16 protein-coding genes are annotated in these 15,186 nt (G+C 61.4%); all 16 read right to left on the reverse strand.

All coding sequences use genetic code 11. From position 1 onward, the window contains the following. On the reverse strand, positions 1–397 hold a 397-nt coding region (locus tag ACYVRZ_RS10980), incomplete at its 3' end, for an ABC transporter permease family protein (protein WP_461226855.1). A 12-nt stretch (positions 398–409) separates the two neighbouring features. Beyond that, positions 410–1,381 carry an ABC transporter permease gene (locus ACYVRZ_RS10985; RefSeq protein WP_420844668.1) on the reverse strand — a complete coding sequence of 324 codons (972 nt, stop codon included), beginning with the start codon at positions 1,379–1,381 and terminating at the stop codon, positions 410–412. A 280-nt stretch (positions 1,382–1,661) separates the two neighbouring features. Further along, positions 1,662–2,003 carry a phage holin family protein gene (locus tag ACYVRZ_RS10990; RefSeq protein WP_262315504.1) on the reverse strand — a complete coding sequence of 114 codons (342 nt, stop codon included), beginning with the start codon at positions 2,001–2,003 and terminating at the stop codon, positions 1,662–1,664. Beyond that, entirely contained in the window at positions 2,003–2,326 is a 324-nt protein-coding gene (locus ACYVRZ_RS10995; protein ID WP_461226858.1) for a hypothetical protein, read from the reverse strand. The genes ACYVRZ_RS10990 and ACYVRZ_RS10995 overlap by 1 nt, the downstream gene beginning before the upstream one ends. 72 nt (positions 2,327–2,398) lie before the next feature. Next, positions 2,399–3,907, reverse strand: coding sequence for a daptomycin-sensing surface protein LiaX (gene liaX, locus ACYVRZ_RS11000; protein ID WP_461226859.1), 1,509 nt, complete (start codon positions 3,905–3,907; stop codon positions 2,399–2,401). 139 nt (positions 3,908–4,046) lie between these two features. Then, on the reverse strand, positions 4,047–4,724 hold the full coding sequence (gene phoU / locus ACYVRZ_RS11005) for a phosphate signaling complex protein PhoU (RefSeq protein WP_461226861.1): 678 nt from the start codon (positions 4,722–4,724) through the stop codon (positions 4,047–4,049). Positions 4,725–4,749: 25 nt separating this feature from the next. Beyond that, complete coding sequence (pstB, locus tag ACYVRZ_RS11010) at positions 4,750–5,508, reverse strand: phosphate ABC transporter ATP-binding protein PstB (protein ID WP_461226863.1); 759 nt, start codon at positions 5,506–5,508, stop codon at positions 4,750–4,752. A gap of 10 nt (positions 5,509–5,518) precedes the next feature. Further along, positions 5,519–6,328 (reverse strand): phosphate ABC transporter ATP-binding protein PstB, encoded by an 810-nt coding sequence (gene pstB, locus ACYVRZ_RS11015; protein WP_461226865.1) that lies wholly within the window; start codon positions 6,326–6,328, stop codon positions 5,519–5,521. A 20-nt stretch (positions 6,329–6,348) separates the two neighbouring features. Further along, the gene (pstA, locus tag ACYVRZ_RS11020) at positions 6,349–7,233 is read right to left on the reverse strand and encodes a phosphate ABC transporter permease PstA (protein WP_262315510.1); all 885 of its coding nucleotides are present in this window, start codon (positions 7,231–7,233) and stop codon (positions 6,349–6,351) included. Further along, positions 7,233–8,153, reverse strand: a complete 921-nt coding sequence (gene pstC / locus ACYVRZ_RS11025) for a phosphate ABC transporter permease subunit PstC (protein ID WP_461226867.1) — start codon at positions 8,151–8,153, stop codon at positions 7,233–7,235. Before pstC ends, pstA begins: the two co-directional genes overlap by 1 nt. A 10-nt stretch (positions 8,154–8,163) precedes the next feature. Then, complete coding sequence (locus tag ACYVRZ_RS11030) at positions 8,164–9,015, reverse strand: phosphate ABC transporter substrate-binding protein PstS family protein (RefSeq protein WP_461226869.1); 852 nt, start codon at positions 9,013–9,015, stop codon at positions 8,164–8,166. 263 nt (positions 9,016–9,278) lie between these two features. Beyond that, entirely contained in the window at positions 9,279–10,928 is a 1,650-nt protein-coding gene (gene pnpS, locus ACYVRZ_RS11035; RefSeq protein ID WP_461226871.1) for a two-component system histidine kinase PnpS, read from the reverse strand. Then, positions 10,921–11,616, reverse strand: coding sequence for a response regulator transcription factor (locus tag ACYVRZ_RS11040; protein WP_262315514.1), 696 nt, complete (start codon positions 11,614–11,616; stop codon positions 10,921–10,923). The genes pnpS and ACYVRZ_RS11040 overlap by 8 nt, the downstream gene beginning before the upstream one ends. 9 nt (positions 11,617–11,625) lie before the next feature. Continuing rightward, a complete protein-coding gene (locus ACYVRZ_RS11045) occupies positions 11,626–12,759 on the reverse strand; it encodes a PDZ domain-containing protein (RefSeq protein ID WP_461226873.1) in 1,134 nt (377 codons plus the stop codon). 815 nt (positions 12,760–13,574) lie between these two features. Beyond that, a complete protein-coding gene (gene ftsX, locus ACYVRZ_RS11050; RefSeq protein WP_262315516.1) occupies positions 13,575–14,462 on the reverse strand; it encodes a permease-like cell division protein FtsX in 888 nt (295 codons plus the stop codon). Further along, positions 14,452–15,138, reverse strand: a complete 687-nt coding sequence (ftsE, locus tag ACYVRZ_RS11055; protein ID WP_461226875.1) for a cell division ATP-binding protein FtsE — start codon at positions 15,136–15,138, stop codon at positions 14,452–14,454. Before ftsE ends, ftsX begins: the two co-directional genes overlap by 11 nt. Positions 15,139–15,186 lie beyond the last annotated feature (48 nt).

Genomic DNA, 15,186 nt, shown 5'->3' on the forward strand with positions numbered 1-15,186 from the left:
CTGGCGTGAACAGCATGGAAATCAAGGCGAAAATCGTGAAGAACTTCTTGTAGTCGAAGTCACGCCGCGAAATCGCGTAGGCGTAAGTCGACGTGAACGTCGAGCTCATGATGGTCCCGACCACCGTCACGATGACGGTGATGATGAAGGACTTGCCGACCTGGCCGCCCATGCCGGTCAGGTACTGGTAAGACGCCAGTGTCCAGTGCTTCGGCCAGAACTGGTACCCGTAAAGGGTGATGTCCGATTCCTTGGTCAAAGACAGGATGATGATGAAGAAGAACGGCAGCACACAGCTGAGGGCGAAGATGCCCAAGAAGATGTTGAAGAACAGGTTCGTGCCGGCACTGAACTTGCGGATGTCCACCGCGCTAATCGTTTTTTTCTTTTTAGCCACGAGTTATCCCTCCTAAAACAGTGCTGAATCCGGCTGAACCTTGCGAACAATCGCGTTGGAGCCCAGGATCATGATCGAGCCGACCACCGACTGAATCAAGCCAGTCGCGGTACTCATGCCGATGTCGTTGGTCGTGGTCAACGCGCGGTAGACGTAGGTATCGAACGTCTGCGTCACGTTGATCAACGTACCCGAGGCGCGAGGCAGCAGGTAGAACAGCCCGAAGTCTGACCGGAAAATGCCGCCGATGTTGATGATCAGCATCAACGTGGCAATCGGCAGGATGTGTGGCAACGTGACGTTTTTAATCTGCTGCCACTTGTTGGCCCCATCCATCATGGCCGCATCGTAGTAGGAAGGATCGATCCCACTGGCGGTGGCGAAGTAAAGGATACTGTTGTAGCCGATCCCCTTCCAAACGCCCATGAAGACGATAATGAACGGCCAGACGTACGGCGTGTTGTAAAAGTCGATGGCCGTGCCACCGGAGCTTGTGATGATGTGGTTGATAATCCCCTTATCCGCGCTCAGGAAGGCGTAAAGGAAGTACGCCAGAATCGCCCAGGACAGGAAGTACGGGAACAGCATGGAGGTCTGGTAGACCCGCAGCAGCTTCATGTTGCGCATCTGACTCATGACGATCCCGAAGAAAATGGCAAAGAAGAAGTTGAGCAACAGGAAGGTCAAGTTGTAACCCACGGTGTTGCGCAGGACAAGCCCGAAGTCCGCGGACTTGAAGAAGAAAATAAAGTTCTGTAAACCGACCCACGGGCTGTGGAACAAGCTGTATAAGAAGCCCCCGTCCGAGTATTGGAAATTCTGAAACGCGACGACGTTGGCCAAAACGGGAATGTAGAAGAAAATGATCAGGAAGAGTGTCCCTGGTGCGACCAGCAGGAAAAACGTGCTGTTCTTTTTCATCTTAGCGACGAAACCTTTACTGCTACCCCCGACGACGGCTGACTGCTTAGTCTGCATCGTCATCCCTCCTTATCAATGTATGAACTCATTGTAAGCCCTTCACATTTGTGACACAGTCGTCAAATTTAGGGAGTTAGTTGTCAAATTATTGTTGCAATTATAAGATTTTTCGCTATCCGGCCGGCCGCTGGCGCCGCCACTGACCGGCTCAATCCCAGTGGTGGCCCGGGTTCCCAGCCATAAGCCGGCGCCGACCAAATTGGTTCCCCCGGCGACCAGTCGTTCCCCTACCACGTCAAAGACGCCCACCCCGCGGTTGCGGAATGGGCGTCGTCGTTAACGGTCAGTTGCGGTCGGCGTCGCCGAGCGTCGCGTTGACCAGGCTCAGCACCACGGCCAAAATCACCTGGGCCCCAAAGCCCGAGAAGGTGATGCCGGAGACGAACCAGGTCATCAGGCTGAGCATGAAGCCGTTGAGAATCAGCAGGAACAGGCCGAGCGTCAGGATGGTCAGCGGGAAGGACAGCACCTTCAACACCGGCTTGACCAGCCCGTTGAGGATGCCCAAGACCACGGCGCCGGTTAAGGCGGCGGTCCAGCTGGCGATGAACAGCTGCGACGGGAACAGATGCGCGTAAACCAGAAACACGATGGTGGTCAAAATGACCTTGCGCAGAAAATGCATTAGAAGTCACTCCAGTCGTCGTCGTGATCTTGGTGGTCGCGGTGGCTCGGCTGGGTGGGCCGGGACTGGTGCAGCGTCTCTTCCTTCACGTTGTGGGCGGTTTTACGCGCGTGGTCCAGGTGGTCCTGCCAGTCGGCGTGGTTGCTGCGGTACGGGTGCCCCGCCTGCTTTGGGCCGCCGGCGTTGCGAACCAGCCACCAGATGAACAGGCCGATCACCACCGGCCAAAACAGCACGTGGATCAAGGCGAAGCCCAGGGCGAACACCATCATGATCGCCATCCCGGCGATGAACAGGATGATTGGAATCATCAGAAAAGGCATGTCGATCTCTCCTTTGCTACTTTGTCGGACAAGAATAGCCGCGCCAGCACGACGCGGCCACCCCGCGAATGCCTAATCGTTGTCCGTGTCCTTGAGTTGCACGTTGCCGCTGGTCGTGGTGACCTTCAGCTTCCCGACCCCGGTGCCGGGGCGGTCCAGCGACACCGACTTGGCCTTGCCGGACACGTTGATGCCGCTCATGCGACTCTTGACGCCGCCGAAGCGGGTGCGAGCCTCGCCGGTCACGGCGACGCTGGCCGGCAGCGCAATCTTGACGTTGCCATTGACGGAGCTTGCGGTCAGCTGGGTGAAGTCGGAAGCCAACGTCGTGCGAATCGTGCCGTTGACCGTCTGCAGGGCCAGCGTCTTGGCCGCGCTTGAGACCTTGATGTCGCCGTTGACGGTTTCGAGCATCAGGTCATGCACGGTGCCGTCGGTGACCTTGATCGAGCCGTTGACGCCTTCGATCTCAAGCATCACCGCGGTGAGCTGGTTGAACGTCAGCTCGCCGTTGGTGCTTTTGACGTAAAAGTCCTTGCCGCTCAGTCCGTTGAGAATCAGGCCGCCGTTCAACAGCCGCACGGCCACGTGGTCGTAGTCGCGCTTCGGCAGGTGAATGGTCAGGTCGGCCTGAACGCGGCGGTTCGGCACCTGGAACACCAGGTGATCGTCGTTGGCCTCGATGTGGCTGCGGTCCAAGAAGGCCTGCAGCGGTGTGTCGGCCTGCATCTTGCCGAACAGCTTGATCTCGGCGTTGACCTGAATGCCGGCCTGGTCCCAGGTGTCAATGGTGATGTCACCGTTGGCCACCTTGAGGTCCAAAATCGTGGCCTGGCTGTCGGCAAAATCGAAGGTGTGGCTGAACCGCTCGGTGGCGATGCCTGGCACCCGCACCGTGACGTCCTTCCAGTCCACATTGTCCAGCACGTTGTTCATGGTCTTTTTGACCAGCGAACCGATCTGCGACGTCGCGTCGTTGACCGTCTTGCCGATGTCGGTCAAGGCGTCCTTGGCCTGGTCCTGCCAGTCATCCGGCAGCACCTTTTCGGCGAAGGTCTTCTTGGTCAGCTGGTGCTTTTGGCGGTTGAGCTCGGCGATCTGAGCCTTGAGGTCGGCCACCTGAGTCGCTAGCTCGCCTTGCTTGGTCGTCAGCGTCAGGTTCTCCTGCTTCAGGCGGCCGCGCTCCTTGTACTTCTCCTCAGACAAGGTGTCGAGGTCCTCCATCGTGTCCAGCACGATGATCTGCTCGGCGTTGGCGGCGAGCTTGGCGTTCACGCTTTTGACCTGGGCTTGGGCGGCGTCGAGGTTGCCGGCCAGCTCGGCCAGCTGCGTGTTGAGCAGGGCCAGCGCCTCTTCCGCCGGGGTTTCCTGGTGCGTGTCTGCTTCGGTGTCGTTCTTATTCGGGTCTGCGGGGTCTGCTGTTGGGTGGGTCGCGTTCGTCTGGTCGGCTGCAGGGTCTACGGGTGCGGCAGTTGGGGTCTTGGCCTTCGCCTTCGCGAGGTTTTCAAGGAGCACCAAGGCTTCTTCACTGGTGATCACACCCTGCTTCACTAAATCTAAAATCCGTTCACGTTCATTCATGGTATTACCTCCACGTTTTGACTGCCTCTGTAGTTATAGTATGCCAGCCTGCGCGACGGGGTGCATAGGTCCTAAGGTTGATTTTTGACTCAGCCTCACCGCCGGGCGAAAAAAGGCCCCGCACCAGCGGGGCCTTGCATCACAGCACGTCTTCTTTGGCGTTGGAGTTGAGCTCGAGGAGCTTGCCGGTCTTGAGGTACAAGATCCACTCGCAGATGTTGGTGACGTAATCCCCGATCCGCTCCAGGTACGAGGACACCAGCATGTAATCCATCGAGCTGACGATGGTGTCGGCGTCTTTGGTCATCTCGTCGATGCACAGGTGGTAGACCTGCGTGGAGTAGCCGTTGATGCCGTGGTCCTCCTCCGCGATTTCCCGGGCGCGATCGGCATCTTCTCTGACGTAGGCATCGAGCACCTCATCGACCATCCGCTTGACGGCGCCGGCCATGTCGGCGATCACCTTCTCGATTTCGGGGGTGCGGACCTCGCCCTTGACGCGAATCGTCGACTTGGCGATGGACACCGCGTGGTCGCCCATGCGCTCCAGGTCGGAGCTGGCCTTCATGATGGTCACGATCATGCGCAGGTCCGAGGTCACCGGCTGCTGCAAGGCGATCATCTCGAAGCTGCGCTTTTCAAGGTCGACCTCGCGCTTGTTGATGTGCTGATCGTCTTCGATCACGGTGTGGGCCAGCGCCTTGTCGTGATTCACGAACGCCTTGACGGATTTGAAAATGGCCTCGTTGACCATCATTCCCATCTCTGAGAAGCGCACGTGGAGTTCGTTGAGTTCGTCTTCAAAAAGCCGTCGCATGTCTAGTCCTCCTAGGGCTGTGCCGCTACCCGAAGCGGCCTGAAATGTAGTCTTCCGTCTCTTTTTGTGTCGGGTTGAGGAAGACCTTCTTAGTGGCGTTGACCTCGACCAGCCGCCCCTGCAGGAAAAAGGCGGTGCGGTCGGAAATGCGGGACGCTTGGTGCATGTTGTGCGTCACCAAAATAATCGTGTACTGCTGGCGCAGCTCCAAGAGCATGTTTTCGATCTGGGTGCTCGAGATCGGATCCAAGGCGCTGGTCGGCTCGTCCATCAGGATCACGGACGGCCGCACCGCCAGCACCCGCGCGATGCAGACGCGCTGCTGCTGACCGCCGGACAAAGACAGCGCCGACTTGTGCAGCTTGTCTTTGACCTCGTCCCACACGGCGGCGGCCTTCAGGCTGGTTTCGACCGCCGAATCCAGCGTCGCGCGGTCCTTGACCCCGGCCAACCGCAGCCCGTAGCAGACGTTGTCGTAGATCGAGAACGGGAACGGGTTAGGTTGCTGGAACACCATCCCCACCCGCTTGCGCAGCTGCACCACGTCTTGGGTCGGCGCGTAGACGTCTTGGCCGTCCAGGCGGATGTCGCCGGTGATGGTGACGCCTGGGATCAGGTCGTTCATGCGGTTGAGGGTGCGTAGGTACGTCGACTTGCCGCAGCCGCTGGGGCCGATCAGGGCCGTGATTTCGTTGGCGTTGAAGTCAAGGTCAATGCCGAGCAGCGCCTCGAACTTGCCGTAAAAAAGGTGGACGTCGCGGCTGGTTATCACCTGGTTCGTCATCGTGGCCTCCTTAGCCGAAGTGCCCGGACACGTAATCGTCCGTGGCCTTGATCTTCGGGCGGGTGAAGATCTTTCTGGTCTCATCGAATTCAATCGCCTGCCCGGCGTAGAAAAACGCGGTGTAATCGCTGATCCGGGCGGCCTGCTGCATGTTGTGGGTGACGATCACGATGGTGTACTGATCCTTCAGCGCCATCAGCGTGTCTTCGACCGTCGAGGTGGAGATCGGATCCAGTGCCGAGGCCGGCTCGTCCATCAAAAGCACATCGGGCTTCATCGCAATCGCCCGGGCGATGCACAGCCGCTGCTGCTGGCCGCCGGACAGTGCCAGGCCGCTTTGGTTCAGGTTGTCTTTGACCTGATCCCACAGCGCCGCCTGGCGGAGGCTGGTTTCCACCAGCTCGTCCAAGACGGCCTTGCGCTTTTCGCCGAAGCGGCGCGGGGCAAAGGTGATGTTGTCGTAGATCGACTTGGCGAACGGGTTGGGCCGCTGAAACACCATGCCGATGTGCTTGCGCATCTCGTAGACGTCGACTTGCGCCGAGTTCACGTCGAGGCCGCGGTACATGATTTCACCGGTCACCCGGGTGCCGTCGATGGTGTCGTTCATGCGGTTCAAAGACCGCAGGAAGGTCGACTTGCCGGAGCCGGAAGCGCCGATCAGCGCCGTGATTTTGAAGCGCTCGAAGGGCAACGACACCCCGTGAATCGCCTCGTGGTCGCCGTAGTAGACCTTGAGATCCTTGGTTTCGATCGCAATTTCGTGCTGGTCGCGCGGCAGGTCCTTGATGTAGCGGTCGTCCAAAGCGTAATTTTGCATCTTATCTCCTCACTTCGGCGTCACGCCGCGGTCATCTTCTTGTAGAGGCGGTTGCCCAGGGTACGGGCCAACACGTTGAACAACAAGACGGCGATGATCAACACGGCCGAAGCCCCGGCCGACACCGCGGCGGCGTCGGGCTGAATGCCCTCCGAGTTGATCTTCCAGATGTGAACCGCCAGCGTTTCGGCCGGCCGCAGCGGGTTCAAGGGGCTGGCGATGTTCAGCGGGTTCCAGTTGCTAAAATCCAGCGCCGGGGCGCTTTGGCCGGCGGTGTAGATCAACGCCGCCGCCTCGCCGAACACGCGCCCGGCCCCGAGAATCATCCCGGTCAGGATACCGGGCAGCGCCTCGGGAATGATCACGTGAATCACCGTTTCCCAGCGCGACAGGCCCAAGGCGAGCCCGGCCTCGCGCTGCGTGAAGCTGACCTGGCGCAGCGAGTCCTCGACGTTGCGGGTCAACAGCGGCAGGTTGAACATGGTCAAAGCCAGCGCCCCGGAGATGATTGAGAAGCCAAAGTGAAACTGCAAGACGAAGACCAGGAAGCCGAAGAGCCCGACCACCACCGACGGCAGGGAGCTCAGAATCTCGATAGCGGTGCGAATCACGTCGGTCAGCCAGCTTTTCTTGGCGTACTCGGCCAGGTAAATGCCGGCGCCCAGTGCCAGCGGCACGGCGATCACCATCGACAAAAGCAGCAGGTAAAAGGAGTTGAACAGCTGAATGCCGATCCCGCCGCCGGCCTCGAAAGCCTTGGCCGGGCTGGTCAAAAAGTGCCAGGAGACATGCGGCAGCCCCTGCCACAGGATGTACCCCAGCAGGCTGGCCAGAATCACCACGATCACACCGGCAATGGTGTAAAGCGTGGCGGTGGCGAACTTGTCGACTTTCTTGGGATCCATCACTTCATCTCCCCCTTCTTGCCAATCCAGCGAATCAGCAGGTTGAACGCCAAGGACATCAGGAGCAACAGCAGCGCCAAGGACCACAGCGCGTTGTTTTCAAGCGAGCCCATCACGGTGTTGCCGATGCCCGAGGTCAACACCGACGTCAAGGTCGCCGCCGGGCTGATCAGGTTGGTCGGCAACAGCGCGGCGTTACCGATCACCATCTGCACGGCCAGCGCCTCGCCGAACGCCCGGGCCATCCCGAACACGATGCCGGTCAAGATTCCCGGCATCCCGGCGCGAATCACGACGCGCGAAATCGTCTGCCAGCGGGTGCCGCCAAGCGCCAGACTGGCCTCGCGGTAGTGGCGCGGCACGGCCTTCAAGGCGTCGACGGTCATCGAGGTGACCGTCGGCAGGATCATGACGAACAGCACGAAGGTCCCAGCCAGGATGCCAAAACCCGTGCCGCCGAAAACGTGGCGAATGAACGGCACAACCACGGACAGGCCGATGAACCCGTAGACGACGCTGGGAATGCCGACCAAAAGCTCGATGACCGGCTGTAGCACCTTTTTGCCCAGCGTCGGCGAAATCTCGGTCATGAAAATCGCGGCGCCAACCGCAAAGGGCGTGGCCACCACGGCCGAAAGCAGCGTCACCCCGAACGACCCGACGATCATCGGTAAGGCCCCGACCTGGGCGGCGCCATGCGCGTCCTTGACCGCCGGCGACCAGGTGGTCTTGCTGATGAAGTCCCAGAGGTTGACCCCGTCGGTGAAGAACGTCGCCAGGCCGCGCGAGGCGACGAAGGTGAAGATGGCGACCACCACCACCACGATCAAGGTGATGCAAAACAGGCTGATCAGCTTGCCGCGCCGCTCGATTCGCGCCGAGCGGGAGCGGTGAAGCATCGCTTCTTTGATTGGATCCATGGGCTTCCTCCTAACGCTTGGTGACGTTGCCGTCGGCGTCGCGTTCCACTTGCATCTTCGTCATCGGGATGTAGCCCATTTTGGCCACCAGCCGCTCCTGGGTCGCAGGCGATTGCACATAAGCCAAGAAGCGCTTGGTCAGCCCCGTCGGCTGGCCGCGCGTGTACATGTGCTCGTAAGACCAGATCGGCCAGGCGTTGGTGGTGACGTTCGCGTCGGTCGGCTTGACGCCGCTCAAGGCCAGTGGCTGCACGGTCTTGTCGACATAGGAAAAGGCGACGTAAGACACCGCGCCGGGGGTGCTGGCGACGATCGACCGCACCATCCCCGTGGAGTCTTGCTCCTGGGCCGCCTTGGGCTGGCGGTCCTGCAGCACCCACTTCTCGAACGTCGCCCGGGTGCCGGAGCCTTGGGCGCGGTTGACCACCACCACCGGCAGGTCGCGGCCGCCGACCTGCTTCCAGTTGGTGATTTCGCCGGTGAACAGGCGCCTAAGCTGGACCACGTTCAAGCTGGTCACCCCGACCTGCTTGTTGACGATCGGCGCGATGCCGACGACCGCCACGCGGTGGTCGACCAGCTTGGCCGCGTCGATGCCGTCCTTCTCCTGGGCGAACAGATCCGAGTTGCCGATTTCCACCGCCCCCTGCTGAATCTGCGACAGACCGGTGCCGGAGCCGCCGCCCTGTACGTTGATGAACACGCCGAGGTTGTCGGTTTGAAACTGCGAGGCCGCGGCCTCGACCAACGGCTGCAGGGCACTTGACCCCACCGCGGTGATCGATTCCCCGGCGCTTTGGGCGCCGCACGCGGCCAAAATTGTGAGGCAAAAGGCTGCCAGAATTGCGAGAATTTTCTTCACGTTGGACCCTCCGAATTCGTAACTCTAACCAGTTTAGCAACCCAATGTAAAAATCCTACCCGGCAATTGTAAAAATCATGTAAAATCATTCGGCTTCAGTATACGCCGCCGGGGCCGGAGACGGTACCACGATTTGCACCCGGTAGCGCCGTCACCCAAGGATCGCCGCGTTGCGCCCGGTAGCGCCGGCGAAGCCCACGGTGGCCCTCGTCGCCAAGCGACCGCGGCCGTCCCCCGACGCAGCGGCGCGGGTCGCCGCGGTCCTACGCCACGCTGTTAGGCAGCGTGACGGTGAAGGTCGAGCCGATGCCGACTTGGCTCTTCAGGTGCAGCTCGCCTTGCAGTTGCTGTACCATTTCATGCACGATGGCCAGCCCCAGGCCCGTGCCGCCGTTGTGGCGGCTGCGGGCCTTGTCGACGCGGTAGAACCGCTCGAACACCCGGGCCTGGTCTTCCTCGCGGATGCCGATGCCGGTGTCGGCCACGGCCAGCTGCCAGCCGGCCGCGGTGGCAGCGGCGGTGATGGTGATGCTGCCGCCTTCGCGGTTGTAAAACACCGCGTTGTTCAGCAGGTTACGCACCACCTGCGAAAGCTTGGCCGGCACGGTGGTCACCGTCAGGTCCGTCGGCACCTCGATGTCGATGCGCAGGTGCTTGGCCGCCACCGGCGCCTGCAGCGGCCGCAAGGCGCGTTGCACCAGGTCTTGCACGTTGACCGCCGCGTTGGCCTGGGCGGCTTCCGGCCGCGAAAGCGTCAGGATGTCTTGAATCAGCTGGGTCAGGCGCAGGCTTTCGTCGTGGATGATGGTGAGAAACTGGTCGAGGGTGGCCGGGTCGTTCTTGGCGCCGTCCATCAGGGTCTCGGTGAAGCCGCTGATCGCCGTCACCGGCGTCTTGAGCTCGTGGGAGACGTTGCCGACAAAATCCAGCTGCATCTGCTCGACCTGGCGCAGGTAGGAGACGTCGTAGAGTATCACCAGCACCTGCAGCCGGTCGGTGCCGGTCAGCGCGATCACGTTGGCATCCACCGCCTTTTGGGTGGTCATCAAGGTGACCTCTTGGTGGTGCGACTTGCGGCTGCGGTAGGTGTGTTCGATCAGGCGAGCCAGCGCGTAGGTCTTCACGTCGTCCAGGTAGTTGTGCTGGCGCGGCGAGATCTCGTGGCCGACGAACTGCTGCATCGCAGGATTCGCCAGCAAAACGGCGCGGTCGGTGTCGATCAGCATCACGCCCTGCGGCAGGTGGTCGATCAGCCGGTCGAAGCTGGCCTGGCGCAGCGCGACCTTCTGGCGCAGATGCGCGGCGGTTTGGTCCAGCCGCTCGATTTCGCGGGTCAGCTCGGCAAAGGGCGACCCGGGCGACGCGATGATCGGCTCGACTTGGTGTTCCTTGCGGATGGCGGCGACGTTGTGGGCCATCTGCGCGACGTGGCCGTGCCAGTAGCGGTTGCGGCGCAAAATCCAGGTCGCCAAGGCGGCGCAGCCGGCGGCGTAAAGCACCACGAAGGCGAGCCCCAGCTGCGGCGCGACGCCGAACAACGTGGCCTTTTTCTGCCAGACCCCGACGAAAATATTGTCGCGCCGCCCGACGTAAATCTGCTCGGGCCGGCCGCTGACCAACAGCACCGTGCTTTCGTCGATAATCGTGCGTTTGCGATCCACCAGGTCCTGCAGCAGGTCCTCGCGCTGCGTCTGGGGCTTGCCGGTCAGCCGGGTGATGGTCACGTGGTTGTCTTTGGCCAGCCGCACCGCGACGCTTGCCGTGCCGCCCAGATCCGCGTAGGTGCGATACACCGCCTGCAGGTGGGTGCTTTGCTGGGTGTACAGCAGGTGGTCGACGCCGATCAGCAGTAAGAAAAAGCCTGAGACTGCCGCGATGCATGCCCAGGCGTAGTGCCGAACGACCTTAATCATGCGGCACCTCCATTTGATAACCGAAGCCCCGCACCGTTTTGATGTACACCGGGTGCTTGGCATCGTCTTCGATTTTGTCTCTCAGGTGGCTGACTTGAATGTCCACCATGCGGGTCTCGGCCGGGTAGTCGAAGCCCCACACGCCGTTCAGGATCGCCTCGCGCGACAAGATGTTGCCCAGTCGCGTGGCGAAAAAGGCCAGCAGCTCGAACTCCTTGGGCGTCAGGGTCACCGGCACGTTGCGCTTGGTCGCCCGCATATTGTCCGGGTCGATGGCGAGGTCGCCGATCACAATCTTCGGGGTGCCGCTTGGGCTTTGGGCGACCTGGACGCGCCGGTCGATGGCCTTGAGCCGCGCGATGATCTCGCGCGGCGAGAACGGCTTGGTGACGTAATCGTCGGCGCCGAGCTCCAGGCCGACGATTTTGTCCGTCTCGTCGTCCTTGGCCGTCAGAATCATAATCGGGGTGGCGTTGTTGGCGTTGCGCAGCTTGCGCGTGATCTCGAAGCCGTCAAGCCCCGGCAGCATCAGGTCCAAAATAATGAAGTCAAAGGCCCCTTGCAGCGCCAGGCTCAGCGCCGTGTCGCCGTCTGCGGCGGTGGTCACCGCGTAGTGCTCCTTTTCCAGATTGTACTTCAGTAACGTCACGATGGCGGGTTCGTCATCGACCACTAAGATCTTTTTCATTGCGTCCTCCTAGTCTGCGTCAGGCGTGGGGTTGGGGTCGAAGGTGACCATGCCCAGCTCGTGCGGGGCCCCGGCAAAAATCGCGGTTTCCGCCAGCTTGATGCGGCCGTCCAACCGCTGCACCTTCAGCCGGCAGTAGGTCGGATGCGCCTGCAGCGCGGCGTAAAGCTCGGCCGCCGTGGCGACCGGCACCTGGTTGGCCAGCAGCACGATGTCGCCGGCCTCAAGCCCCATTTTGGCCGCCGGCGTGTCGGGCAAAACGGCGACCAGCCGCACCCCGCTTGCCGTCGCCGAGATGTAGGCCGCCCCGCGTCGCGCCGCCACGCGCGTCGCCACGCACAGGCCAAGCGAAAGCACCGCCAAGGCAATCTGCACCCACAGGCCCAAGTCCTGGTGCCACCAGCCGATGCCGGCCGCAAGCGCCGCCGCCACCCCACCGATCAGGTAGGCCCGGCCGATCGGGTCAAGCGCGGTGCCGGGCAGCTGCTTGCGGGTGGTCAAGGCCGCGCCAATCACCAGCGGCAGCCCGATCAAGGCGAAGCGGTGATCCAAAACGGTCAGCTGCGGCCAGTACGGCAGCCGATTGAACCAGTCGCCGCTCACCGGCAGCACCAGCGGCACCCAGTAGAACTGGCGCCTGGCGTAGGTCGCGACCTGGACCCCACGCCGCGAGCCGCGAACGCTGGGGACGTCGATCGGTGGGTTCAAGAAGCGCAGCAAAAGCCCGTTGCCCAGCCACAACAATGCAATCAGTGCCGCCAGTCGCCAGCTCCAGGCAACGCCCCCAGCGCGAAGGGCCGCCACGTTCAGGTAACGCGTCGCGGCGACGACCACCAGGCCGGCCAGCCCCAACGGCCAGGCCCCAAAGCCCAGCCCGGACAGCAGCAGTCCGGCCACGCACAGCCCAGACAGCGCCAGTCCCACCGCCGGCGGCAGCAAGAGCCCCAGCAAGACGCTGGCGCCGCTGACCACCAGGGCCAGCGCCGCGCCGCCGATCAGCCCGGCCCACCAGTTGGTCCAGTGCCGATCGATGGCCGTCAGGAACACGGACCGTTCGTGACGCACCCGCCACAACCGCCAAAAAAGTGCCACGGCCAGGCCGACCAGCGTGACCGGCCCCACCATCGTTATCAGAATCTGCATCGGCATGTACCCTTCCCTTCACAGTGTAGTATAGCATGGAATACTTTACTGAAAAAATCTGGTAAATTTCTTGTAAAGGCGGGTTTACATTGACCCCAGGGCGAAGCCAGGCGCAGTTAGCGAACCGAGTAGCGTGGCGCTGGCGCTTGAAGCGGTCCTTGCTTCGAGTGCCAGTGCGAGCTAATCGCGTTCGCGTTGCCTGGCGTAGCCCGACGACCAGGGCGGAGCCAGGCGCAGTTAGTGGGACGGCTAGCGCAGAGCTGGTGCTGGCGGCCAATTTCACGTCGCCGCACCACATGAGCTTAAAAATTGACGGCTGCGGTGGCAGGGCTTACACTGGCTTTGGATGATTATTCTAGGACAGGGAAGCGGCTCCCGGACAGGGCCGTTGCAATGCCACTGCCCCAGGGGGAATGGCCGGGAGATAAGCATTCCCAGTACCCCCGCCCATACCAAGCCGAACCTGGCTTTCAACACACGTGTTTTCGCGTTACGGCTCCCCTCGATGGGACCGAATACCAGGGTGTACGCCACCACCCACGCCCAGTGTCACTGGCTCTCCTACTCGCTTGCGAGGTAGCTGCGGAGAGCCTCGGCGCGTGGCTTGTTTCAACCGGCCTTGAACGCAGCACCACGTCGCGGCCAATCCTGCAAAATTGCAACGAATCAGCAAAAGTACCGAGGCTGCCGGGGTTACGTGACCCTTGGTGGCTTCGGCGCGTCCGGCACAATTCAAACTTGTGCCGGACGTTTTTTTGTCTGCGGCTGGCCGCAAAAAAAAGACCGCCACGCAGGCGGTCCAAAGGCCCAAACAATCAGATGCGCAGGAAGCGGCGCATGGAGACAACCGCCCCCAACGCCCCGATCACGATGCCGATCAAGGCGATGCCCAGATCCAGCCAAAACAGGAACGGCAGGGTCGGGAACAGCGAGAAGCCGTTGGCGGCCACCGAGAAGTTGGCGTTTTTGTACACCAACCCGTAGCCGAAATCGACCACGAGCATCGGCAAAAGCGAGCCGAACAGCCCGGTCCAGGCCCCTTCCAGGAGGAACGGCCAGCGGATGTAGCTGTTGGTCGCCCCCACCAGGCGCATCACGCGAATCTCGTCTTCACGCGAGAGAATCGTGATGCGGATGGTGTTGCTGATCAGGAACACCGCGACGAACAGCAGCAGGATGGTGAAGCCGATGCCCCAGCGCTGAATCGTGTCGACGGTCGAGAACAGCTTCTTGGCGGTGTTGCCGCCGTACGACGCCTCGGACACGTGCTTGAGTTTTTCGGCCTTCTTGGCGACGGTGATGGTCTGCGTCGGCTTCTTGGTGTCGACCAGGAAAATGTTGGTCAGCGGGTTCTGGTCGCCGGAGAACATCTTCCACTGCGAGCCGTAAGTGCCGACGATCGAGTTGAGCTCCTGCTTGGAGGAGCGGAACGTGATCTTTTCGACCTGCGGCATCGCCTTCAGCTGCTTCTTCAGCGCCGCCTGGTCGGCCTTCTTGGTGCCTTTTTGGATGTAAACCCGCACCCGCACGTCGTTTTCGACCTGGCTGGACACGCGGTTGACGTTGGCGATCAAAGCCAGGAAAATCCCGACCAACAGCAGCGTGACGGTCACCGCGGAAACCGCGGCCACCGACATCCAGCCGTTGCGACGCAGGCTTTTGAGGGAGTCTTTGACGTGACGCTTCAATACATTAGGCTTCATTACCGTAGCTCCCTCCCTGTTCATCGCGAATCAGCCGGCCGCCGGCGATTTCAAGCAGCCGGTGCGGGTGACCGTTGACGATTTCCCGGTTGTGGGTCGCCATGATCACCGTGGTGCCGTCGCCGTTGATCCGCTCGAGAATCTCCATAATGCCCTCGGAGGTTTCCGGATCGAGGTTCCCCGTCGGTTCGTCGGCGATTACCACCTGCGGGTCGTTGACGATCGCCCGGGCGATCGCCACGCGCTGCTGCTCCCCACCGGAAAGCTCGCTTGGGAAGCGCCGGAGCTTTTGTTCAAGCCCGACCAGCTTCAAGACGTGCAGCACCCGCGGCTTGATCTCCTCGTCCGGGGTCTCGATGACCTCCATCGCGTAGGCGACGTTCTCGTACACCGTCAGCCGCGGCAGCAGCTTGAAGTCCTGGAACACAACGCCCAGCTCGCGCCGAAACATCGGCACGTCCTTGGGGCCCATCTTGGCGAAATCATGCTTGCCCACCGTGATGGTGCCTTCGCTTGGCGTCAGCTCGTGGTACAGCATCTTGATGAACGTCGACTTGCCGGCGCCGCTTGAGCCGATCAGGTACACGAACTCGCCGGCGTCCACCGTCAGGCTCAGGTCCTTGATCGCGATGACGCCGTTGTCGTACTGCTTCATCACATTTTTCAATTGAATCATGGATTTCGCTCCTTTTTAAAACTATGGCAAAAGTATAGCATGTCAATA

The sequence above is a fragment of the Lacticaseibacillus suihuaensis genome (assembly GCF_054785075.1).